Annotated in this window: 19 protein-coding genes and 1 pseudogene; 11 read left to right on the forward strand and 9 right to left on the reverse strand. The window is 70.9% G+C overall.

All coding sequences use genetic code 11. The features are described from left to right. Positions 1 to 48 precede the first annotated feature (48 nt). From V1227_RS03820 to V1227_RS03830, 3 genes are read left to right on the forward strand one after another with little or no spacing between them, the layout of a single operon-like run. Positions 49 to 810, forward strand: coding sequence for an SDR family oxidoreductase (locus V1227_RS03820; RefSeq protein WP_329791060.1), 762 nt, complete (start codon positions 49 to 51; stop codon positions 808 to 810). Beyond that, positions 807 to 1,661: an SDR family oxidoreductase gene (locus V1227_RS03825; RefSeq protein ID WP_329791061.1), complete on the forward strand. Its 855-nt coding sequence runs from the start codon at positions 807 to 809 to the stop codon at positions 1,659 to 1,661. Before V1227_RS03820 ends, V1227_RS03825 begins: the two co-directional genes overlap by 4 nt. Positions 1,662 to 1,671: 10 nt before the next feature. Next, positions 1,672 to 2,616: a hypothetical protein gene (locus V1227_RS03830; RefSeq protein WP_329791062.1), complete on the forward strand. Its 945-nt coding sequence runs from the start codon at positions 1,672 to 1,674 to the stop codon at positions 2,614 to 2,616. Here V1227_RS03830 and V1227_RS03835 read toward each other — a convergent pair. Next, a complete protein-coding gene (locus V1227_RS03835) occupies positions 2,600 to 3,727 on the reverse strand; it encodes a steroid 3-ketoacyl-CoA thiolase (protein ID WP_329791063.1) in 1,128 nt (375 codons plus the stop codon). The genes V1227_RS03830 and V1227_RS03835 overlap by 17 nt on opposite strands. A 126-nt stretch (positions 3,728 to 3,853) precedes the next feature. Between V1227_RS03835 and V1227_RS03840 the strand changes: the two genes are divergently transcribed. Beyond that, complete coding sequence (locus V1227_RS03840; protein ID WP_329791064.1) at positions 3,854 to 5,080, forward strand: cytochrome P450; 1,227 nt, start codon at positions 3,854 to 3,856, stop codon at positions 5,078 to 5,080. 54 nt (positions 5,081 to 5,134) lie between these two features. On the opposite strand, the gene V1227_RS03845 is transcribed toward V1227_RS03840, so the two are convergent. The 5 genes and pseudogenes from V1227_RS03845 to V1227_RS03865 form a co-directional block, all read right to left on the reverse strand. After that, on the reverse strand, positions 5,135 to 5,575 hold the full coding sequence (locus V1227_RS03845; protein ID WP_329791065.1) for a nuclear transport factor 2 family protein: 441 nt from the start codon (positions 5,573 to 5,575) through the stop codon (positions 5,135 to 5,137). Next, positions 5,572 to 6,432, reverse strand: coding sequence for a TIGR03619 family F420-dependent LLM class oxidoreductase (locus V1227_RS03850; RefSeq protein WP_329791066.1), 861 nt, complete (start codon positions 6,430 to 6,432; stop codon positions 5,572 to 5,574). Before V1227_RS03850 ends, V1227_RS03845 begins: the two co-directional genes overlap by 4 nt. Continuing rightward, positions 6,429 to 7,571 carry a thiolase domain-containing protein gene (locus tag V1227_RS03855; RefSeq protein WP_329791067.1) on the reverse strand — a complete coding sequence of 381 codons (1,143 nt, stop codon included), beginning with the start codon at positions 7,569 to 7,571 and terminating at the stop codon, positions 6,429 to 6,431. The genes V1227_RS03850 and V1227_RS03855 overlap by 4 nt, the downstream gene beginning before the upstream one ends. Beyond that, a pseudogene (locus tag V1227_RS03860) lies at positions 7,571 to 8,625 on the reverse strand (thiolase domain-containing protein). The gene V1227_RS03855 and the pseudogene V1227_RS03860 overlap by 1 nt, the downstream one beginning before the upstream one ends. A gap of 7 nt (positions 8,626 to 8,632) precedes the next feature. Continuing rightward, positions 8,633 to 9,577: a Zn-ribbon domain-containing OB-fold protein gene (locus tag V1227_RS03865; protein WP_329791068.1), complete on the reverse strand. Its 945-nt coding sequence runs from the start codon at positions 9,575 to 9,577 to the stop codon at positions 8,633 to 8,635. Positions 9,578 to 9,622: 45 nt separating this feature from the next. Here V1227_RS03865 and V1227_RS03870 point away from each other — a divergent pair, with 45 nt between their 5' ends. The 5 genes from V1227_RS03870 (at position 9,623) to V1227_RS03890 (ending at position 14,933) form a co-directional block, all read left to right on the forward strand. Next, the gene (locus tag V1227_RS03870; protein ID WP_329791069.1) at positions 9,623 to 10,651 is read left to right on the forward strand and encodes an LLM class F420-dependent oxidoreductase; all 1,029 of its coding nucleotides are present in this window, start codon (positions 9,623 to 9,625) and stop codon (positions 10,649 to 10,651) included. A gap of 25 nt (positions 10,652 to 10,676) precedes the next feature. After that, on the forward strand, positions 10,677 to 12,191 hold the full coding sequence (locus V1227_RS03875) for an acyl-CoA synthetase (protein ID WP_329791070.1): 1,515 nt from the start codon (positions 10,677 to 10,679) through the stop codon (positions 12,189 to 12,191). After that, on the forward strand, positions 12,184 to 12,636 hold the full coding sequence (locus V1227_RS03880) for a pyridoxamine 5'-phosphate oxidase family protein (protein WP_329791071.1): 453 nt from the start codon (positions 12,184 to 12,186) through the stop codon (positions 12,634 to 12,636). Before V1227_RS03875 ends, V1227_RS03880 begins: the two co-directional genes overlap by 8 nt. Then, positions 12,633 to 14,339: a 3-oxosteroid 1-dehydrogenase gene (gene kstD / locus V1227_RS03885; RefSeq protein WP_329791072.1), complete on the forward strand. Its 1,707-nt coding sequence runs from the start codon at positions 12,633 to 12,635 to the stop codon at positions 14,337 to 14,339. Before V1227_RS03880 ends, kstD begins: the two co-directional genes overlap by 4 nt. A gap of 111 nt (positions 14,340 to 14,450) precedes the next feature. Beyond that, a complete protein-coding gene (locus V1227_RS03890; protein ID WP_329791073.1) occupies positions 14,451 to 14,933 on the forward strand; it encodes an RICIN domain-containing protein in 483 nt (160 codons plus the stop codon). 45 nt (positions 14,934 to 14,978) lie between these two features. Here V1227_RS03890 and V1227_RS03895 read toward each other — a convergent pair whose 3' ends face one another. Next, positions 14,979 to 15,770 carry a crotonase/enoyl-CoA hydratase family protein gene (locus V1227_RS03895; protein WP_329791074.1) on the reverse strand — a complete coding sequence of 264 codons (792 nt, stop codon included), beginning with the start codon at positions 15,768 to 15,770 and terminating at the stop codon, positions 14,979 to 14,981. Positions 15,771 to 15,843: 73 nt separating this feature from the next. On the opposite strand from V1227_RS03895, the gene V1227_RS03900 reads away from it, so the two are divergent. Both V1227_RS03900 and V1227_RS03905 read left to right on the forward strand, forming a co-directional pair. Further along, a complete protein-coding gene (locus V1227_RS03900; RefSeq protein WP_329791075.1) occupies positions 15,844 to 17,430 on the forward strand; it encodes an acyl-CoA synthetase in 1,587 nt (528 codons plus the stop codon). Further along, a complete protein-coding gene (locus V1227_RS03905; RefSeq protein WP_329791076.1) occupies positions 17,411 to 18,499 on the forward strand; it encodes an NAD(P)H-dependent flavin oxidoreductase in 1,089 nt (362 codons plus the stop codon). The genes V1227_RS03900 and V1227_RS03905 overlap by 20 nt, the downstream gene beginning before the upstream one ends. Here V1227_RS03905 and V1227_RS03910 read toward each other — a convergent pair. Both V1227_RS03910 and V1227_RS03915 read right to left on the reverse strand, forming a co-directional pair. Further along, a complete protein-coding gene (locus V1227_RS03910) occupies positions 18,483 to 19,397 on the reverse strand; it encodes an acyl-CoA dehydrogenase family protein (RefSeq protein ID WP_329791077.1) in 915 nt (304 codons plus the stop codon). The genes V1227_RS03905 and V1227_RS03910 overlap by 17 nt on opposite strands. Positions 19,398 to 19,406: 9 nt before the next feature. Further along, positions 19,407 to 20,567: an acyl-CoA dehydrogenase family protein gene (locus tag V1227_RS03915; protein WP_329791078.1), complete on the reverse strand. Its 1,161-nt coding sequence runs from the start codon at positions 20,565 to 20,567 to the stop codon at positions 19,407 to 19,409. Between the last annotated feature and the right edge of the window lie 17 nt (positions 20,568 to 20,584).

A 20,584-nucleotide genomic window follows, 5' to 3' on the forward strand; every position in this document is an offset into this window, starting at 1 on the left:
ACCAAGCGATTGCTTGGTAATTTAGCAGTGCCGGAGCGACCGGGGTAGGTGCTGGTGGAACTGGACCTCGACTCAGCGGTGGTCCTGGTGACGGGCGGCGTGCGGGGTGTCGGTCTCGGCATCACCCGCGCGTTCCTCGCCGCCGGAGCCGTCGTCGTCACGTGTGCGCGGCGTCCCGCGGAGGTCGACGGCGCGTCGTTCGTGCCGTGTGACGTCCGCGACGCGGACCAGGTGGCCGGCCTGGTGTCCGGGGTCGTGGCCGAGCACGGCCGGCTCGACGTCGTGGTGAACAACGCCGGCGGAGCGCCGTTCGCGTGGGCGGACAGCGCCTCGCCGCGGTTCCACTCGAAGATCGTCGAACTGAACCTGCTGGCGCCGCTGCTGGTCTCCCAGGCGGCGAACGCCGTGATGCAGACCCAGGGCTCCGGTGGCGCGATCGTGAACGTGAGCAGCGTCAGCGGCCGGCGTCCGTCACCGGGAACCGCCGCCTACGGTGCCGCGAAGGCCGGGCTCGACAACCTGACCTCGACGCTGGCCGTCGAGTGGGCGCCGCGGGTCCGGGTCAACGCCCTGGCCGTCGGCATGGTGCGCACCGAGCAGTCGCACCTGCACTACGGCTCCGAGGCGGGGATCGAGGCGGTCGCGAAGACCGTGCCGCTGGGGCGCCTCGCCACGCCGGACGAGGTCGGGGCGTGCGCCGTGTTCCTGGCCTCGCCGCTGGCCTCCTACGTGAGCGGCGCGACCTTGGTCGTCCACGGCGGGGGAGAGGCACCCGCGTTCCTGACCGCAGCCGAGGGGGGATCTGCATGAGCCGGGTCGTGATCGTGACGGGGGCCGGCCGGGGCATCGGCCGAGCCCACGCGCTGGCGTTCGGCGCCGCCGGAGCCAGGGTCGTGGTGAACGACCTGTCCGCGGCGGTCGCGGGCGAGGTGGCGGAGCTGATCGGGCCGCGGGCGGTGGTCAGCACCGACGACGTCGGCACGTGGGCCGGTGCGCAGCGGCTCGTCCGGACGGCGGTCGAGACGTTCGGCGGGCTGGACGTGCTCGTGAACAACGCCGGCATCGTGCGCGACCGCATGGTCGTGAGCTGCGGTGAGGACGAGTGGGACGAGGTCGTCCGCGTCCACCTCAAGGGCCACTTCGCGACGCTGCACCACGCCGCCGCGCACTGGCGGGCCGTGCACAAGGCCGGGGGCGCGGTGAGCGGCCGGGTCGTCAACACCTCGTCCGGCGCGGGCCTGTTCGGCAGCGTCGGCCAGGCGAACTACTCGGCGGCCAAGGCGGGCATCGCGGCGATGACCCTGGTGGCGGCCGCCGAGCTGGCCCGCTACGGCGTCACGGTCAACGCCATCGCGCCGGCCGCGCGCACGCGGATGACCGAGGCGACGTTCGCGGAGGAGATGGCCGCGCCGGAGGACGGCTTCGACGCGATGGCACCGGAGAACGTCTCGCCGCTCGTGGTGTGGCTCGGCAGCGAGGAGGCCGGGGACGTGACCGGGCGGATGTTCGAGGTCGACGGCGGACGCGTCTGCGTGGTGCACGGCTGGCGGCGCGGCCCGGAGGTCGACAGGGGTGAGCGCTGGACGCCGGACGAGCTGGGCGACGTCGTGCGCGGGCTGGTCGCCGACGACCACCCGACCCCGGTCTACGGCGCCGGGTAACGTCGGCCGCGTGACCCGTCCGGCCTCCCACGCCGCCGTCTCGGCCGCGTTGTCCCAGCTCGGCGACGACGACCTGCTCGCTCTGCTGGAACGGGCCAGACCGGCGGGAAGGGGCATCGGCGGGCCGACGGCGGTGCTGGAGGTCGAGGGCACGCCGGTGTTCGTGAAGCGGTTGCCGCTGACCGACCTCGAGCTGCGCGACGCCGGATCGACCGCGAACCTCTTCGGCCTGCCCGTGCACACCCACTACGGCGTCGGGTTGGTCGGGGCGGCGGGCTTCGGGGCGTGGCGGGAGCTGGCCGTGCACACGATGACCACGAACTGGGTGCTGGAGGGCGAACACCAGGGCTTCCCGCTGATGTACCACTGGCGCGTCCTGCCGCACCCCGGCCAGACCTTGCCCGGGGAACTGGAGCAGGCGGTCGGCTACTGGGGACCGGAGATCGCTCCCCGCATCGAGGCGCTCCGGGCGTCCACGTGGAGCATCGCGCTGTTCCTGGAGCACTTCCCGCACGACCTGCACGACTGGCTGAACGGCGTCGCCGACCTCGAAAGCGCCTGCGAGATGGTCGAACGGGAGCTGGCGGCCGGGGTGGAGTTCATGAACTCCCGCGGCCTGCTGCACTTCGACGCCCACTTCCGGAACGTGCTGACCGACGGCGAACGCCTCTACTTCGCCGACTACGGCCTCGCGATCTCCTCCGCGTTCGACCTGTCCGAGGAGGAGATCGCGTTCTTCGCCGAGAACGTCGACTACGACCGCTGCTACACCGTCACGCACCTGGTGATGTGGTTCGCCCACGCCCTGCGGGCACGGGGGGTCCCGCCGCGGATCGCCGCGGTCCTGAACCGCCACAACGAGGTCGCGGCGGTGATGAAGGACTTCTACCGCCGCTTCCAGCACGAGAGCAGGCGCACGCCGTACCCGGCAGGGGACCTCAGAGCCGTTCGATGATGGTGCCCGTCGCCATCGCCCCGCCCGCGCACATCGTGATCAGCGCGGTCGACGCGTCCCGGCGTTTCAGCTCGTGCAGCGCGGTCGTGATGAGCCGCGTCCCGGTGCTGCCCACGGGGTGCCCGATGGCGATGGCCCCGCCGTTGACGTTGACGCGGTCGAGGTTCGGCCGGTGCACCGCCGCCCACGACAGGACCACGGACGCGAACGCCTCGTTGACCTCGAACAGGTCGATGTCGGCCATCTTCATGCCGCTGCGCTCAAGGAGCCTGGTCGTGGCGTCCACCGGCCCGTCCAGGTGGTAGTACGGGTCGGAGCCGACCAGGCACTGCGTCACGATCCGGGCGCGTGGCCTGAGCCCGTGCGCCCGCGCGAACTCCTCGCTGACGACCATGACCGCCGAGGCGCCGTCCGAGATCTGCGACGACGTCCCCGCGGTGTGCACGCCGTCCGGGACGACGGGCTTCAGCGCCGCCAACGCCTCCAGCGACGTCTCGCGCAACCCCTGGTCGGTGTCCACGAGGTCCTCCCCGGCCTTCACCGGCACGACCTCGGCGGTGAACCGCCCGGCCGCCCAGGCCGCCCGCGCCCGGTTCTGCGACTGCACGCCGAACCGGTCGACCTCCTCGCGCCCGATCCCGCGCCGCGCGGCGACCCGTTCGGCGGCGACGAACTGGTTCGGCAGGTCGACGGCCCACGACTCGGGCCGCGGCGTGCCGGTCTCGCCGATGTTGCTGCGCAGCGGGACGCGGCTCATCGCCTCGACCCCGCAGGCGATGCCGGCGTCGATCGCCCCGGCCGCGATCAACCCGGCGACGAGGTGCGTGGACTGCTGCGCCGAGCCGCACTGGGCGTCCACGGTGGTGCAGCCGGTGCCCTGCGGGAGGCCCGCGTGCAGCCAGGACGTCCGGGTGATGTTGGTGGACTGCTCACCCGCCTGGGTGACGGTGCCGCCGATGACCTGTTCCACCGTGGACGGATCGACGCCGGTCCGGTCGAGCAGGCCCCGCTGGGCCGCGCCGAGGAGCTCGGCGGCGTGCACCCCGGCCAACCAGCCGTTGCGCCTGCCGATGGGGGTGCGCACCGCTCCCACGATCACCGGACTGCCCACGCGAGCCTCCTCGCCTAGAAAGTAGAACACGTTCCTGAGTTGCTCCAGATTGGCCGCATGGGGGCTTCAACACAAGGCGCAACCGTGTTTGAATCGGATAGAACGCGTTCCACCAAGGAGGTGCCCGTGGGCAAGCCCCGCATCCCGGAAGGCTTCGACTTCACCGACCCGGACATGTACGCGACCCGGCTGCCGTTCGAGGAGTTCGCCGAACTGCGCCAGACCGCGCCGATCTGGTGGAACTCCCAACCGCTGGGCCGGGGCGGGTTCCCCGACGAGGGCTACTGGGTGGTGACCAAGCACCGCGACGTCAAGGAGATCTCGCGCAACAGCGAGCTCTTCTCCAGCCGCGAGAACACGGCGATCATCCGGTTCAGGGACGACATGCCGCGCGACAACATCGAGATGCAGCGGCTGCTGTTGCTGAACATGGACCCGCCCACGCACACCAAGCAGCGCGGCATCGTCTCGCGCGGGTTCACGCCCAGGGCGGTCAACAGCCTGCGCGAGGCCCTGACCGAACGCGCCGAACGCATCGTGTCCGAGGCGCTGGAGAAGGGCAGCGGGGACTTCGTCACCGACGTGGCGTGCGAACTGCCCCTGCAGGCGATCGCCGAGCTGATCGGGATCCCGCAGGAGGACCGGCGCAAGATCTTCGACTGGTCCAACCAGATGATCGCCTACGACGACCCCGAGTTCGAGATCGAACCGCTCGCCGCCGCCACCGAGCTCCTCGGCTACTCGTGGACGATGGCGGAGGACCGGCGCAGGTGCCCGCGGTCCGACATCGTCACCAAGCTCGTCCAGGCCGATGTGGACGGTGCGGGCCTCGCCTCGGAGGAGTTCGGCTTCTTCGTGCTGCTGCTGGCCGTCGCCGGCAACGAGACCACCCGCAACGCGATCACGCACGGCATGAAGGCGTTCTTCGACCACCCCGAGCAGTGGGAGCTGTTCAAGGACTCGAGGCCCGCCACCGCCGGGGACGAGATCGTCCGGTGGGCCACGCCGGTCGTGTCGTTCCAGCGCACCGCGATGGCCGACACCGAGCTCGGCGGCGTCGAGATCAAGCAGGGCCAGCGGCTCGGCATGTTCTACTCGTCGGCCAACTTCGACGAGGAGGTCTTCGCCGAGCCGGAGAAGTTCGACATCCTCCGCGACCCCAACCCCCACCTCGGGTTCGGCGGCAGCGGCGCGCACTTCTGCATCGGCGCCAACCTGGCCCGGCTGGAGATCGACCTGATCTTCAACGCCATCGCCGACGCCATGCCGAACATCAGGCAGGTGGCCGAACCGCGGCGGCTGCGGTCCGGGTGGCTCAACGGGATCAAGGAGTTCCAGGTCCAGTACGCGTGAGAGACGACCGAGGCCCCTCCACCCGCGGATGGAGGGGCCTCGTGCTGTGCCGGGTCAGGATTCGACGCGGAACGTGGCCATCGCGCGTTCGGTCTCCCAGAACGCGCGCACCGACCTGATCAGGCCGTCTTCGCGCACGTCGTAGACGAACACGCCCTCGGTGTCGACGCGTGCGCCACCGGGCAGGAACGCGCTGATGGTGCCGACGTTCGCGCACTCGGAGCCCGCCGCGAACGAGTCGTGCACAGCGAACTCGAAGCGCTCCACGTTGGCGATCGCAAGGTCCCAGAAGGCGGCGATCGCCTCCTTGCCGTGGTGGCCCTTGCCCTCCTCGTCGAACATCGAGGGGCCCACCGGGTCCTCGACGACGGCGTCCTCGGCGAACAGGGCGAGCCACTCGTCCTTGGCGCCGCGCGTCACGCAGTCCATCGAACGCCACGAGGCCACGCGGGCGGGCGTTTCGGTCTTGGAGGCCGTCCAGGTCACCGCGGTCATGCGAACTCTCCGATCACCTCGTCGGCGAAGCGCCGAAGTCCGTCCTTCTTGGCCTGGAGGCTGCCGTCGAAGCCGACGCCGTAGAACAGCCAGGGCACCACGATCGTGTCGGTCACGCCGATCTCGGCGAGCTGCCGGTAGCCGTCGAGGCCGAAGCGGTCGACGCACACGGCCTGGATCTCGAACGGGCGCTCGAAGGCCCCGAGATCGGTCAGGTCGGCGATGACCTGCTTCAGGTCATCGAACTTGATCATCGCCGAGGTCCAGCCGTCGCCGGCGCGGGCCGCGCGCCTCAGCGCCGCGGGGGAGTGGCCGCCGACGTAGAACGGCACCGGCTCGGTGGGGGCCGGCGACATCTGCAGGCGGCCGAAGTCGAAGTAGTCGCCGTGGTACTCGACCATCCCGCCGCCCAGCACCAGCTTCAGGACGTCGATCATCTCGTCGACGCGCGGCCCGCGGTTGCGGTACGGGACGCCGCACCACTCGAACTCCTCGGGCGACCAGCCGAGACCCACGCCGAGACCGAAGCGGTTGCCGGTCAGGTGGGCGACCGAGCCGACCTGGCGGGCGAGCAGCAGCGGGTTGCGGGAGCCGAGCTTGAGGACCTGCGTGTAGAAGTGGATGCGCGACGTCACGGCGCCCATCGCGGCGGCGGCGACGAACGGGTCCACCCACGGGGTGTCGGCGTTCCACATCCGGGAACCGTCCGGGGTGTACGGGTAGTCCGCGGACACCTTCTCCGAGAAGAACAGGGAGTCCGGGAGCGCGATCGAGGAGTAGCCGCACTCCTCGGCGCACCGGGCGAGCTCGGTCAGCTGGTCGAGCGGGCTCATGGCGATGCCGACGGTGAACTTCATGGCTCCTCCGATCCGACCACCCACATGGCGAAGAACTGCGACCCGCCGCCGTACGCGTGGCCCAGCGCGACCCGGGCACCGTCGACCTGGTGCTCTCCCGCGGTGCCCATGACCTGCATGGCGGCCTCGGCGAAGCGCAGGAGCCCGGACGCGCCGATCGGGTTCGAGGACAGCACGCCCCCGCTCGGGTTCACCGGCAGCAGCCCGCCGATCTCGGTTTGGCCCGCCTCGGTGAGCTTCCAGCCCTGGCCGGCGTCGGTGAAGCCGAGGTTCTCGAGCCACATCGGCTCGAACCACGAGAACGGGACGTAGATCTCGGCGGCGTCCACCTCGGACAGCGGGTCGGTGATGCCCGCCTGCTTCCACAGCGCCTTCGCCGCGTCCCTGCCCGCCCGCGGGTTGACCTGGTCGCGGCCGGCGAACGTCGTCGGCTCCGTGCGCATCGCGGTCGCGCGGATCCAGGCGGCACGCCCCGACGTGGGTGCGGAGGAGATGACCACGGCGCAGGCGCCGTCCGAGGACGGACAGGTCTCGTCGTAGCGGATCGGGTCCCACAGCATCGTGGACGCCCGCACCGACTCGACGGTGATGTCCGGCTGCTTCAAGTGCGCGTAGGGGTTCTTGGCGCCGTTGCGGCGGTCCTTGGCGGCGACCATCGCGCCGACGTGCTCCGGAGCGCCCGCACGGCGGATGTAGGAGCGGACGTGCGGGGCGAAGTAGCCGCCCGCGCCCGCGTGGACGGGCATGGTGAACGGCGTCGGCACCGACAGGGCCCACATCGCGTTCGACTCGGACTGCTTCTCGAAGGCCACGGCCAGCACCCGCTCGTGCACACCGGACTGGACGAGGCTCGCGGCCACGTTGCCGGTGCTGCCGCCGACCGAACCCGCGGTGTGCACGCGCAGCAACGGTTTCCCGACGGCGCCCAGCGCGTCGGCCAGGAACAGCTCGGGCATCATGACGCCCTCGAAGAGGTCCGGCGCCTTGCCGAGGACCACGGCGTCGATGTCCGGCCAGTCGACCCCGGCGTCGGCCATCGCGCGGTCGACGGCCTCGCGGCACAGGCCCGCCATCGACACGTCGAGGCGCTTGGCGGCGTGGTGCGTCTGGCCGGTGCCGACCACTGCTGCCGGTCGCATCACTCACGCCCTTCCATCACGCAGACGAGGTTCTGTTGCAGGAGCGGCCCGCTGGTGGCGTGACCGAGGACCTTCGACGCGGTGCCGTCGTGGACGCGCCTCGCGGCCTCGCCGATCCGCGCGAGACCGGCCGAGAACATCGGGTTGCCGGCCAGCACGCCCCCGGACGGGTTCACGTTCACGTCGTCGCCGAGCCCGAGGGCCTGGCGCAGCAGGATCTCCTGGTGGGTGAACGGCGCGTGCAGCTCCGCGACCTCGACACCGTCCGCCCCCGCGGCCTTGCCCGCGGCCACGGCGGACGGGGAGGTCGTGAGGTCGCGCGTGCCGAACGACGGCGAGTCGGTCCGGTGCTCGAACCCGGTGATCCACGCCGGGCGCTCGCACAGCTCTCGTGCCCGGTCACCCGCCGCCAGCACGATCGTCGCGGCACCGTCCGTGATCGGCGCGCAGTCGTGGCGGCGCAACGGGTCCACGACGTACGGCAGGTCCAGCAGTTCGTCGGCGGAGACCGTCCCGGACAGCTGCGCCAGCGGGTTGGACAGGGCGGCGGCCCGGCTCCGCGCGGCCACGGCGGCCATCGACCGTTCGTCCCAGAGCCCCGCCTCGATGCCCATCCGCGCCTGGATCCCGGCGAGGCCGAGCGTGTCCGGCCACAGTGGAGTGACGAGGTAGGGGTCGAGCTGCATCGCCAGGACGCGGCGCAGCTGACCGGCCGACGACTTGCCGAAGCCGTAGACGAGAGCGGTGTCGACCTCGCCGCACAGCAGTTTCACCCACGCCTCGTAGAGCGCCCAGGCCGCGTCCATCTCGACGTGCGACTCGGTGATCGGGGGAAGGCGCCGATGGCGTCGACCGCCGAGACGAACGAGAACGCGCGTCCCGCCAGGTAGTCCGAGGAGCCCGAGCACCAGAACCCGATGTCGGTCTTGGTGAGCCCGAGGCCGCCGAGGACCTCGTGGAAGATCGGCACCAGCATCTCGACGCCGTTGGTGGTGCCGTCGGTCTCGCGCACGCAGGGCGTCTGCGCGAAGCCGACTACCGCGATGTCACGCACGTGAGCCTCACAGGTGCTGGGAGTAGGAGTCGAACGGGGCGTCCGGTTCGCCGGAGGGCTTGAAGTGGTCGATGTTCTGCATCGTCGGGCCCCACTCCTCGCGCGGCTTCCACACCGCCTCCACCCGCATGCCCATCCGCACGTCCTCCGGCGCGACGCCGAGCAGCAGGTGCAGGAACGGGATGTCCGCGCCGTCGAGCAGCACGTACGCCGAGACGTACGGCGGCGGGATGCGCTGACCGAGGAACGGCACGTTGACCACGCAGAACGTGGTGACGGTGCCGCGGTCGGCCAGTTCGACCCGGTCCGTCGTCGGCACGCCGTCGGTGGGGCAGGCCGGCCGCGGCGGGAAGTAGACCTTCTCGCACTCCGGGCAGCGCTGCGCGATCAGGCGGCCCTCCATGAGCCCGCGCAGGAACGGGTCCTCGGTCGGTGACGCCGAATGCGTGTAGTGGAGGTTCACGGGCGTGGTGACCATCGTGACGTCGTCCGCCTCGGCCGGTGGGTCGGCGGGGGCGTCGGAGATCTCGAAGCACTCGATGTCGGTGATGGCGCCGGCGCGGTCGCCACGCCACCTGGCCCGCACGCGTGCTCCCGTGGAGATCCCCTCCGGAGAACCGGCGTCGACGGCGTGCAGCAGCGAGGTGTCCGCTCCGTCGAGCTGGATCAGCGCCCACGCGAACGGCCGGTCGAGCGGCTGGCCCTCCAGGGGTTCGGGGATCCACGACCAGCCGCGCACGACGCCGGTCGCCGCCACCTCCACGAACTCCGACAGGCGTTCGGCGGTCACGGGGTCGTACTCGAGCGGCGGCACGTGCACGCGCCCGTCGCTGCCGCGGATGCCGGTCACCCTGCGGCGGCGCAGATCGGAGAGGAACCGGCCCAGCGTCGGGCCGAGGGAGCGCGTGTAGTCGAAGCCAACGTCGAGCGGAGCACTCAGCGGCCGAGTCACAGATCAAAGTGAAACAGGTTCTCGAAATGGTGGCAAGATGGGTGCATGAAGCTCGGTTTGCAGCTCGGGTACTGGGGCGCCGGTCCGCCCAGGAACGCCGCCGAACTCGTGGCGGCGGCGGAGGAATTCGGCTTCGACGCGGTGTTCGCCGCCGAGGCGTGGGGGTCGGACGCCTTCACCCCGCTGGCGTGGTGGGGGCCGGGGACGCGGCGGGTGCGACTGGGCACGTCCGTCGTGCAGATGTCGGCGCGCACGCCGGCGGCCTGCGCGATGCAGGCGCTGACGCTCGACCACCTGTCGGGCGGCCGGTTCGTGCTGGGTCTCGGCGTCTCCGGGCCGCAGGTGGTGGAGGGCTGGTACGGCAGGCCGTTCGCGAAACCCCTGGCGAGGACCAGGGAGTACGTGTCGATCCTGCGGCAGGTGATGGCGCGGGCGGCGCCGGTGGTCAACGACGGCCCGCACTACCCGTTGCCCTACCGGGGTCCCGGCTCGCTCGGCCTGGGCAAGCCGCTGAAGCCCATCACCCACCCGCTGCGCGCCGACCTGCCGATCTGGCTCGGTGCCGAGGGTCCGAAGAACGTCGCGCTGGCAGCGGAGATCGCGGACGGGTGGCTCGCGATCTACTACGCGCCCCGGCTCGCCGGCATGTACGACGAGTGGCTCGCCGAGGGGTTCGCGAAGTCCGGCCGGAGCAGGGAGGACTTCGAGGTCGCGGCCACCTGCCAGGTCGTCGTGACGGACGACCCGGCGGCGGTCAGGGCGGTGCTCAAGCCGTTCGTCGCCCTCTACATCGGCGGGATGGGCGCCCCCAGCATGAACTTCCACGCCGAGGTGTTCACCCGCATGGGGTACGGCGAGGTCGTGCGGGACGTCGGCGGACTCTTCCAGGCGGGTCGAGAGGAGGAGGCGGCACGGGCCGTTCCGGACGAGTTGGTGGCCGAGATCAGCATCGTCGGGACGGCGGACCACGTTCGGGCGGAGATCGGCCGGTGGGAGAAGGCGGGCGTCACGATGCTGCTCGTCGGATGCCGTGACGTCGCCTCGATCAAGGCCGTCGCGGAGGCTTGTCAGTAAGTGAAACGCGTTCTACTTTGAGGGTGTGGTCACAGGACTCTGGAACATCGCCGCCGATCAGCCGGACCTGACCGCGCTGGTGGATCCGAGCGGCCGGGAGATCAGCTACTCCGGGCTCGCGGACGCCGCGAACCGCTACGGGCGGGGGTTCCGGTCACTGGGGCTGCGACCCGGGGACAGCATCGTGCTGATGCTGCCCAACAGCGCCGAACTGGTGGCGGTGTACTTCGCCGCCTACCAGACCGGCCTCTACGTGGTGATGGCCAACTGGCACCTGACCGGGGCCGAGGTCGCGTACCTCGTGCAGGACAGCGGTGCCAAGGCCTTCGTCGGCCACGAAAGCTTCGCGGCGGCGGCCGTGGAAGCCGCGGCTAGCCTGCCTGCGGGAGCGCGGTTCGCCGTGGGCGAGGTCGACGGGTTCGAGCCGCTGACCGCGCTCGGCGAGGGCGAGGAGGGCAGGCCCGACGGCCGCACCACCGGTTCGCCGATGCTCTACACCTCGGGCACCACGGGACGGCCCAAGGGCGTGCGCCGGCCGTTGACCGGAGCCGACCCCGACGTCGTCCCGCCGTCCGCGGCCTGGTTCTTCGGCATCTTCGGGATCAAGCCGCACGACGGGCACGTGCACCTGTGCGGTTCTCCGCTCTACCACACGGCCGTGCTCAACTTCGTCACCATCTCCGTCCAGTTGGGCCACACCGCGGTGCTCATGGACCACTGGGCGCCGGAGGAGATGCTGCGGCTGATCGAGCGGTACGGGGTCACCCACAGCCACATGGTGCCGACCCAGTTCCACCGGCTCCTCGCGCTGCCGGACGACGTGAAGTCCAAGTACGACATGGGTTCCCTGCGCGCGATGATCCACGGCGCCGCGCCGTGCCCGGTGGAGGTCAAGCGCCGCATGCTCGACTGGTGGGGGCCGGTCGTGATCGAGTACTACGCCGCCACCGAGGGCGGCGGCACCGCGATCACCGCCCGGGAGTGGCTGCGCAAGCCGGGCTCCGTCGGGCTGCCGTGGCCGACGTCCGAGATCAAGATCCTCGCCGAGGACGGCACGGAGCTGCCGGCGGGCGAGCCGGGTCTCGTCTACATGCGGATGGGCGACTCGACGTTCGAGTACCACAAGGACTCCGAGAAGACCCGCGCCGCACGCGTCGGCAAGCTGTTCACGTTGCAGGACATCGGTCATCTGGACGAGGACGGCTACCTGTTCCTGTGCGACCGCAAGAACGACATGATCATCTCCGGTGGGGTGAACATCTACCCGGCGGAGATCGAGGGCGAGCTCGTCTGCCACCCGAAGGTCGCGGACGTCGCCGTGTTCGGCGTCCCGCACCCGGACTGGGGCGAGGCCGTCAAGGCGGTCGTGCAGCCCGCGGACGGGGTCGCCGGCGACGACGCGCTGACCGAGGAGCTGCTGGAGTTCGCCCGCACGCGTCTCGCGAAGTTCAAGCTGCCGCGCACGGTCGAGTACGTGGCCGAGCTGCCGCGCGACCCGAACGGCAAGCTCTACAAGCGGAAGCTGCGCGAGCGTGCGTGACGCGATCAGGATGACGGCCGCCGAGGTCGAGGACTTCCTGCGCGGGCAGAGGACGTTGGTCGTGGCCACCATCGGCCGCACCGGGCTGCCGCACCTCGCGCCGATGTGGTTCGCGTGGGTGGACGGCGAGATCGTGTTCTGCACCGACCGCAAGTCGCAGAAGGTCGTGAACCTGCGGCGGGACCCGCGCTGCAGCGTGCTCGCCGAGGCGGGGGAGTCCTACGAGCAGCTGCGCGGCGTCCACATGGAGGGCGTCACCGAGTTCACCGACCTCGGCCCGGTCGTGGACGCCGTGGTGGAGCGCAACTTCGGCGAGGTCGGCGACGACCCCCGGGCCCGTGACGCCCTGCGCAAGGCGATGGCGAGGCGCGTCGCCGTGATCTTCCGTCCGACCAGGACCGCCAGCTGGGACCACCGCAAGACGATGCCGGGAGCGACCCCATGACCGTGAACCGCCGCCAGGTGCTCGCCGGAGCCGGCCTCGCGCTGGCCTCCGGACTGGCCAGACCCTCCAGCGCTGCTGCCGGCCTCGGCGAGTTCGACGTCGTCGTGGTCGGAGCGGGCGCGGCCGGCATGACCGCCGCCCTCACCGCCGCGAAGCGCGGCCTGAGCTGCGTGGTGCTGGAGAAGGCGCCGACCTACGGCGGGTCCGCCGCCCGGTCCGGCGCGGGCATCTGGATCCCGAACAACGAGGTGATCCTCGCCGCCGGGGTGCCCGACACCCCGGCCAAGGCCGCCCAGTACCTCGCGGCGGTCGTCGGCGACGTCCCGGTGGCGCGCCAGCAGGCCTTCCTGGCGCACGGGCCGCGGATGATCTCGTTCGTCATGCGCAACAGCCCGCTGCGCTTCCGGCACATGGACGGCTACAGCGACTACTACCCGGAACTGCCCGGCGGCATCGCGAAGGGCCGGTCGATCGAACCGGAGATGATCGACGGCCGCATCCTCGGCGCCGAGCTCGCGAACCTCAACGCCCCCTACCTCGCCACCCCGGCCGGCATGGTCATCTACGGCGCCGACTACAAGTGGCTCGCCCTCGCCCTGGTCAACGCGAAGGGCGCCGCCACCGCCGCCGCCGCTCTGGCCCGGGGCGCCGCCGCGGCCGTGGCGGGCCGGAAACCGCTGACGATGGGCCAGGCCCTGGCAGGCGGTCTGCGCGCGGGCCTGGTGCAGGCCGGGGTGCCGGTGTGGCTGAACACCGGCCTGCTGGACCTGGTGGTGGAGAACGGCGCGGTCAGGGGAGTCGTGACCACCCGAGGCGTCGTGCGCGCCCGCCGCGGCGTGATCATGGGCTCCGGCGGCTTCGAGCACAACGCGGCCATGCGCGCCCAGTACCAGCGCCAGCCCATCGGTACGCAGTGGACGGTCGGCGCCGCGGAGAACACCGGCGACGGCCACCTCGCGGGCGAGCGCGCGGGTGCCGCCCTCGACCTGATGGACGACGCCTGGTGGGGTCCCGCGATCCCGACGCCCGGCTCCCCGTACTTCTGCCTCGCCGAACGCACCCTGCCCGGCGGGCTGATGATCAACGCGGCCGGTCGCCGCTTCGTCAACGAGGCCGCGCCCTACAGCGACGTCGTGCACGTCATGTACGACAGGAACCCCGCCGATCCCTGCATCCCGGCCTGGCTGGTCGTCGACCAGAACTACCGCAACAGGTACCTGTTCGCCGACGTCGCCCCCGCCCTGCCGCTGCCGGACGGCTGGTACCGGTCCGGTGCCGTGGTGAGGAGCTCCTCGCTCGACGGCCTGGCGTCGGCGATCGGTGTGCCCGGCGCCGCCCTGAAAGCCACCGTCAGCCGCTTCAACACCCAGGCGCTGACGGGCCGCGACACCGACTTCCGGCGCGGCGACAGCGCCTACGACCACTACTACACCGACCCGGCGGTCATCCCGAACTCGTGCCTCGCGCCGCTGTGGCTGGCGCCGTACTACGCCTTCAAGATCGTGCCCGGTGACCTCGGCACCAAGGGCGGGCTCGTGACGGACGCGCGGGCCCGTGTGCTGCGGCCGGACGGGTCGGTGATCCCGGGGTTGTACGCGGCGGGCAACGTGAGCTCCGCGGTGATGGGGCGGAGCTACGCCGGCGCGGGGTCGACGATCGGGCCGGCGATGACGTTCGGGTTCATCGCGGCCAACGACGTCTGAAGGCGATGGTGGACTGAAACCCTTCTTCGCTACGGTGGTGGGCGAGGGCCCCGTCGATCGGGGCTCACCTGGGGGATAGAAGGGTTTCACGTGAGCAATCGATGTTTCGCCATGCGCGTTTTCGGCTTGCTGGCCGCAGTGGCGCTGTTGCTGGGACTGTCATCGGGGATCGCGGCGGCGTCGCCGGGGCACCAGGGTGACCCCGTCAACGCCGCGGCCTTCACGATCTGGCGCAACGCGGGCTTGCCCAACATGTGCATGGCCAACCACGATCCGAAGGTGTTCATGCACTACGGCCCGAGCACGGGCTCCGGCTTCTGCGGTCAGTACGACGACCAGTTCTGGTCCATCGGCAGCAGCGGCATGGTCCAGAACCTGTTCAGCGGCAAGTGCCTCGCGACCCACGGAGCCGAGGTCTTCACCTCGACGTGCGACTCCGGCTACCGCGACCAGCGCTGGATCGGCTACCCGCCGGACCCGGGGCTGCTGGAGAACCGGCAGTACCCCGGCATGTGCCTCGCGGCGCACGCCAACGGGTACGTGTTCGTCTCGGCGTGCAATTCGAACTACGAGGACCAGCGCTGGATCAGGTAGGTCCTCGGTGGAGCACCCGGCCCGCGAGGCCGGGTGCTCCACCGCCTAGCGGCCCTTGAACTCCGGCTTGCGCTTCTCCGCGAACGCCCGCGGGCCCTCCTTCGCGTCCTCGCTGGAGAACACCTCCATCCCCAGCCGGGCGTCCACTGTGAACCCGTCGTTCTCGTGCATCGCCTCGGTCTCCCGCATCGTCCGCAGGATGTTGCGCACCGCGATCGGCCCGTTCGCCGTGATCAACGCCGCCAGCTCCATCGCCTTGGCCAGGGCTTGGCCGTCCGGTACGACGTGCCCGATCAGCCCGATCTCCCTGGCCTCCGCGGCCCGGATGTGCCGTCCGGTCAGCAGGAGGTCGGCCGCGACCGTGTAGGGGATCTGGCGCGGCAGCCGCACCGCCGAGCCGCCGAGGGGGAACAGGCCCCAGCGGGCCTCCGAGACGCCGAAGCGGGCGCTCTCGCCGGCTACGCGGATGTCCGTCGCCTGGAGGATTTCCGTGCCACCCGCGACGGCGGGTCCCTCCACCGCGGCGATGAGCGGTTTCGTCAACCGGCGACCTTTGAGCAGTGGTTCGATGACGGAGAAGTCGAACTCGCCCGCGTGCTCGCCGGGGTGGTGGGACGTCATGGCCTTGAGGTCGGCGCCCGCGCAGAACGAGCCGCCCGCGCCGGTCAGGACGCAGACGCGGACGTCCGGGTCGGAGTCGACGCGGTCCCAGGCCTCCCGCATGATCGCGAGCATCGGACCGGACAGCGCGTTGCGGACCTCCGGGCGGTTCATCGTGACGACCAGAACGTTGTCGACCAAGTCCACCAACGCGTGTGGTTCCGTCGTGGTCGTCATTCGCGCGCCTCCTGGATCGAGTCTGACCGCACGGGGGATTGTCGAGAACAGTAACACGTTCTACTTTCGTGCTATGGCCCTCAACGTCGCAGACCTCGTTGAACACGCCGCAGACACCGTGCCCGACCGGACCGCGCTCGTGTGCGGGGCCAAGAGGGTCACCTACGCCGAGCTCGAGGCGCGAGCCAACAAACTGGCTCACCACCTGGCGAAGAACGGCGTGACGCAAGGTGCGCACGTGGGGCTCTACGCGCGCAACTCGATCGAACTGGTCGAAGCCATGATCGCGGTCTACAAGCTTCGGGCCGTGGCCATCAACGTGAACTACCGCTACACCAAGAACGAGTTGCAGTACCTGTTCGGGGAAGCGGACCTGACCGCTCTCGTGCACGAACGGCGGTACTCGCCGTTGGTCGCGGAGGTCGGCGTGCCCGGCCACGCGGTCGTGATCGACGACGAGACCGAGGAACCGTTCGAGGGCGCGGACTACGAGACCGCGCTGAGCGAGGAGTCCGGTGAGCGGGACTTCGGGCCGCGCAGCCCGGACGACCTCTACATCCTCTTCACCGGCGGCACGACCGGCATGCCCAAGGGCGTGATGTGGCGGCACGAGGACGTGTGGCGCACGCTCGGCGGCGGCATCGACTTCGTGACCGGCGAGCGGCTGACCGACGAGTGGCACCAGGCGAGGTCCGGCAAGGACTTCGGGCTCGTCCGGCTGTGCCTGCCGCCGCTGATCCACGGCGCCGCGCAGTGGGCCGTGCTCGGCGCCCTGTTCTGCGGCAGCACGGTGGTGCTGGTGCCCAAGTTCGACCCCGCCGAGATCTGGCGGGTGATCGAACGGGAGAAGGTCCAGGTCGCCGCGATCACGGGCGACGCGATGGGCCGGCCGCTCATCGAGGAGTTCCAGCGCGGCGACTACGACGGCTCCTCGCTGTTCATCCTCAACAGCAGCGCCGCCCTGTTCTCCTACCCCGTCAAGAAGATGTACCAGGAGCTCCTGCCGCACACCACGCTGCTGGAGTCGATCGGGTCGAGCGAGACCGGGTCCACCGGCATCGGCGCGGTGCCCAAGGAGATCGTCAAGACCGACGGCACCAAGGTGAAGCTCAACGAGGACACCATCGTCATCGACGAGGACGGCACCAAGCTCGAACCGGAGCCCGGTGTCGTCGGCAGGCTGGCGCGCGGCGGGCACATCCCGCTCGGCTACTACAAGGACCCCGAGAAGACCGCCCGGATGTTCGTGGAGGTCGACGGCAGGCGGTTCACGGTGCCCGGCGATTTCGCGCGGTTCGAGGAGGACGGCGACATCACGTTGCTGGGGCGCGGCAACACCTGCGTCAACACCGGTGGCGAGAAGGTCTTCCCGGAAGAGGTCGAGGGCGTGCTGAAGTCGCACCCCGACGTGTTCGACGCGCTCGTGATCGGTGTGCCGGACGACCTGCTCGGTCAACGGGTCGGCGCCATCGTGCAGCCGCGCGACGGGGCGACGCCCACGCTGTCCGAACTGGACGCCCACGTCCGCGAGACGCTCGCGGGCTACAAGGTGCCGCGGTCGCTGTGGCTCGTGGACGAGATCGGCCGCACCCCGAGCGGCAAACCCGACTACCAGTGGGCCCAGCGCCACGTGGAGGACCATGCGCACCAGCCTGTGTGACGAACTGGGCATCGAGCACCCCGTCTTCGGCTTCACGCCCTCCGAGCACGTGGCGGCGGCGATCAGCCGGGCCGGGGGACTCGGTGTCCTCGGGTGCGTGCGGTTCAACGACGCGGAGGACCTCGACCGCACGCTGACGTGGATGGACGAGAACACCGGCGGCAAGCCGTACGGCGTCGACATCGTCATGCCCGCGACCGTGCCGGAGGAGGGCACGCAGATCGACCTCGCCGGGCTCATCCCGCAGAGCCACAAGGACTTCGTGCAGCAGACGCTGCTGAAGCTCGGCGTGCCACCGCTGCCGGACGGTGAAGGTGGCGAGGGCGTGCTGGGCTGGCTGCACAGCGTCGCCCGCTCGCACGTCGACGTGGCGCTGGAGCACCCGATCCGGCTGATCGCGAACGCCCTGGGCTCGCCGCCCGCCGACGTGATCGAACGCGCGCACGCCCGCGACGTCCCGGTCGCCGCGCTGGCCGGGAAGGGAGAGCACGCACGACGGCACGTCGCCAACGGCGTCGACATCGTGGTGGCGCAGGGCTACGAGGCCGGGGGCCACACGGGTGAGGTCGCGACGATGGTGCTGGTGCCGGAGATCGTCGACGCCGTGGACGTCCCGGTGCTCGCGGCCGGTGGCATCGGCTCGGGCCGCCAGGCGGCCGCGGCGATGGCGCTCGGGGCGTCCGGCGTGTGGATGGGCTCCTGCTGGCTCACCACCGCCGAGTACACCCTGGGCAACTCGAGCACCCAGGAGGCATTGCTGGCGGCCGGGTCCGGCGACACCGTCCGCACCCGCATCTACACCGGCAAACCCGCGCGGCTGCTCAAGACGCGGTGGACCGAGGCGTGGGCCGCCGCCGAGGCTCCGGAACCGCTGCCGATGCCGTTGCAGAACCTGCTGGTGAGCGAGGCGCACCTGCGCATCGCCCGGTCCGAGGACCCGTCCGTGGTCTCGATGCCGGTCGGGCAGGTCGTCGGGCGGATGAACGAGGTCCGCCCGGTCGCCGCGGTGGTGGCGGACCTGCTGGCGGAGTTCGACGCGACGGTCGAGCGCCTCACCAAGCTGCGCTGAGCGCGAGGAGCTGGGCGGTCGCCCCGCCCAGCTCGAACTCGTGGCGCTTGGCCGCGGTGAAGTACCGGTGCACCTCGTGGCTCAGGTCGATGCCCGTGCCGCCGTGGACGTGCACGGCGGTGTGGGCCACGCGGTGCCCGGCGTCGGCGGCCCAGAACTTGGCCGTCGCCACCTCCTCGTCCGCGTCGAGGCCCTCCGACAGGCGCCAGGCGGCCTGCCAGAGCGTCAACCGGATCGCCGCGACGTCGATGTACGCATCAGCGAGGCGTTGCGCCACGGCCTGGAAGCTGCCGATAGGACGATCGAACTGCACGCGGGTCCGCGCGTGCTCGGCCGTCAGCTCCAGCGCCCGTTCGGTCACACCGAGCTGCAACGCGCACAACCCGAGCGTGTACCGCGTGATCAGCCAGCCGGGGGAAAGTCCGGGCACCACCTCGCCGGTGCCGCCGAACTCGAAGCAGCCCGCGTCCGAGCCGTCGACCAACTCCTGCGGGAGGACCTCCAGCCGGTCCGCTTCGACGAGGAACACCTGCTCCTCGTGCGCGACGAGGAAAGCGGCCGCGGTGCCGGCGAACGGCACGGTCGTCTTCACTCCGTCGGCCTCGGACAACGCGACCGACAGGACGGTTCCGGGCGTCAGCCAGCGCGACCGCTGCTCCGGCGTCCCGAACTCCACGAGCGCCGACGACGCCACCGTCGTGGGCAGGTAGGGGACGGCCGAGACCGCACGGCCCAGTTCGACGAGCACGGCGCACTGCTCCAGCACGCCGAACTCCTCGGGCCGCTCCGGCACGACGCCCGACTTCACGAGGTCGGACCACGGCGCGTCCGACGACTCCAGGATCTTGCGGGTCAGGGCGGTCAGCTCGCGCTGCGCCTCGGTCAGCGTGAAGTCCACGGAGTCTCCCTACCGGGGTGCGGCGGGCAGTCCGAGGCCCGCCCGCGCGATGATGTCCCGCTGGATCTCGTTGGTGCCGCCGCCGAACGTGAGGATCAGCGACGACCGGTGCATGCGTTCCACCCGGCCGTGCAGCACCGCTCCCGGTGAGCCGGCGCGCACGATCCCGTTCGCGCCCAGCACCTCCATCAGCAACCGGTAGCCCTCGGTCGCGAACTCGGTGCCGAACACCTTGGTGGCGGAGGCCTCGGCGGGGGACGGCGCCTCGTCGGAGCCGGACGCGATGCGCCAGTTGACGAGCTTCAGGAACTCGGTCTTGGCGTGGACTCGGGCGAGGTGCAGCCGCACCCACTCCTGTTTCACGGCACCGGTTTCGGTCGCCCATTGACGAACATCGCGCAGCGCTGCCTGCAACGGCGCGGCCGAGCACAGCGCGACGCGTTCGTGGTTCAACTGGTTGGTGATGAGCTTCCAGCCCTGGTGCTCCTCGCCGATGAGGTTCCCGGCCGGCACGCGCACGTTGTCGTAGAAGGTGGCGCTGGTCGTGGGCCCGGACATGGTCGGCACGGGCGTCCAGGAGAAGCCGGGGGAGGTGGTCGGCACCATGATCACGCTCAGGCCGCGGTGCCGCCGCGAGCCGGGATCGGTGCGGCAGGCGAGCCACACGTAGTCGGCGTACTGGACGAGGCTCGTCCACATCTTCTGCCCGTTGACCACGTACTCGTCGCCCTCGCGGACGGCCCGCGTGCGCAGCGCGGCGAGGTCGGTGCCCGCCTCCGGCTCGGAGTACCCGATGGCGAAGTGCAGCTCGCCGGACGCGATCTTCGGCAGGTAGAAGGCCTTCTGCTCGGGCGTTCCGAGCGACATGATCGTGGGCCCGATGGAGTTCAGCGTGAGGAACGGCACCGGCGCGCCGGCCGCGGAAGCCTCGTCGAGGAAGATCAGCTGCTCGAGCATCGGGCGGTTGCGCCCGCCGTACTCCTCCGGCCAGCCGATCGTCAGCCAGCCGTCGAGCCCCATCTGCCGGACGGTGTCCTTGTAGACCGCGGCGTCGCCGTAGTCGCCGCCCCCGGCGAGGCCCGCCCTGCGTTCCGGCGTCATGAGCGCGGCGAAGTACGCCCGCAACTCCTGGCGCAACTGCTCCTGTTCGGGCGTGAAACCGATGCGCATGCCCGCTACTCTAGAAC

The sequence above is a fragment of the Lentzea sp. DG1S-22 genome, assembly GCF_036321065.1.
In the GTDB taxonomy this organism is placed as follows: Bacteria; Actinomycetota; Actinomycetes; order Mycobacteriales; family Pseudonocardiaceae; genus Lentzea; species Lentzea jiangxiensis.

What these genes read in the sequence shown, in the direction of transcription:
- V1227_RS03825 (WP_329791061.1), top strand. Translation starts at nt 807, where the DNA reads ATGAGCCGGGTCGTGATCGTGACGGGGGCCGGCCGGGGCATCGGCCGA.
- V1227_RS03845 (WP_329791065.1), bottom strand. Translation starts at nt 5,575, where the DNA reads ATGACCGCGGTGACCTGGACGGCCTCCAAGACCGAAACGCCCGCCCGC.
- V1227_RS03850 (WP_329791066.1), bottom strand. Translation starts at nt 6,432, where the DNA reads ATGAAGTTCACCGTCGGCATCGCCATGAGCCCGCTCGACCAGCTGACC.
- V1227_RS03855 (WP_329791067.1), bottom strand. Translation starts at nt 7,571, where the DNA reads ATGCGACCGGCAGCAGTGGTCGGCACCGGCCAGACGCACCACGCCGCC.
- V1227_RS03870 (WP_329791069.1), top strand. Translation starts at nt 9,623, where the DNA reads ATGAAGCTCGGTTTGCAGCTCGGGTACTGGGGCGCCGGTCCGCCCAGG.
- kstD (WP_329791072.1), top strand. Translation starts at nt 12,633, where the DNA reads ATGACCGTGAACCGCCGCCAGGTGCTCGCCGGAGCCGGCCTCGCGCTG.
- V1227_RS03890 (WP_329791073.1), top strand. Translation starts at nt 14,451, where the DNA reads ATGCGCGTTTTCGGCTTGCTGGCCGCAGTGGCGCTGTTGCTGGGACTG.
- V1227_RS03895 (WP_329791074.1), bottom strand. Translation starts at nt 15,770, where the DNA reads ATGACGACCACGACGGAACCACACGCGTTGGTGGACTTGGTCGACAAC.
- V1227_RS03900 (WP_329791075.1), top strand. Translation starts at nt 15,844, where the DNA reads ATGGCCCTCAACGTCGCAGACCTCGTTGAACACGCCGCAGACACCGTG.
- V1227_RS03905 (WP_329791076.1), top strand. Translation starts at nt 17,411, where the DNA reads ATGCGCACCAGCCTGTGTGACGAACTGGGCATCGAGCACCCCGTCTTC.
- V1227_RS03915 (WP_329791078.1), bottom strand. Translation starts at nt 20,567, where the DNA reads ATGCGCATCGGTTTCACGCCCGAACAGGAGCAGTTGCGCCAGGAGTTG.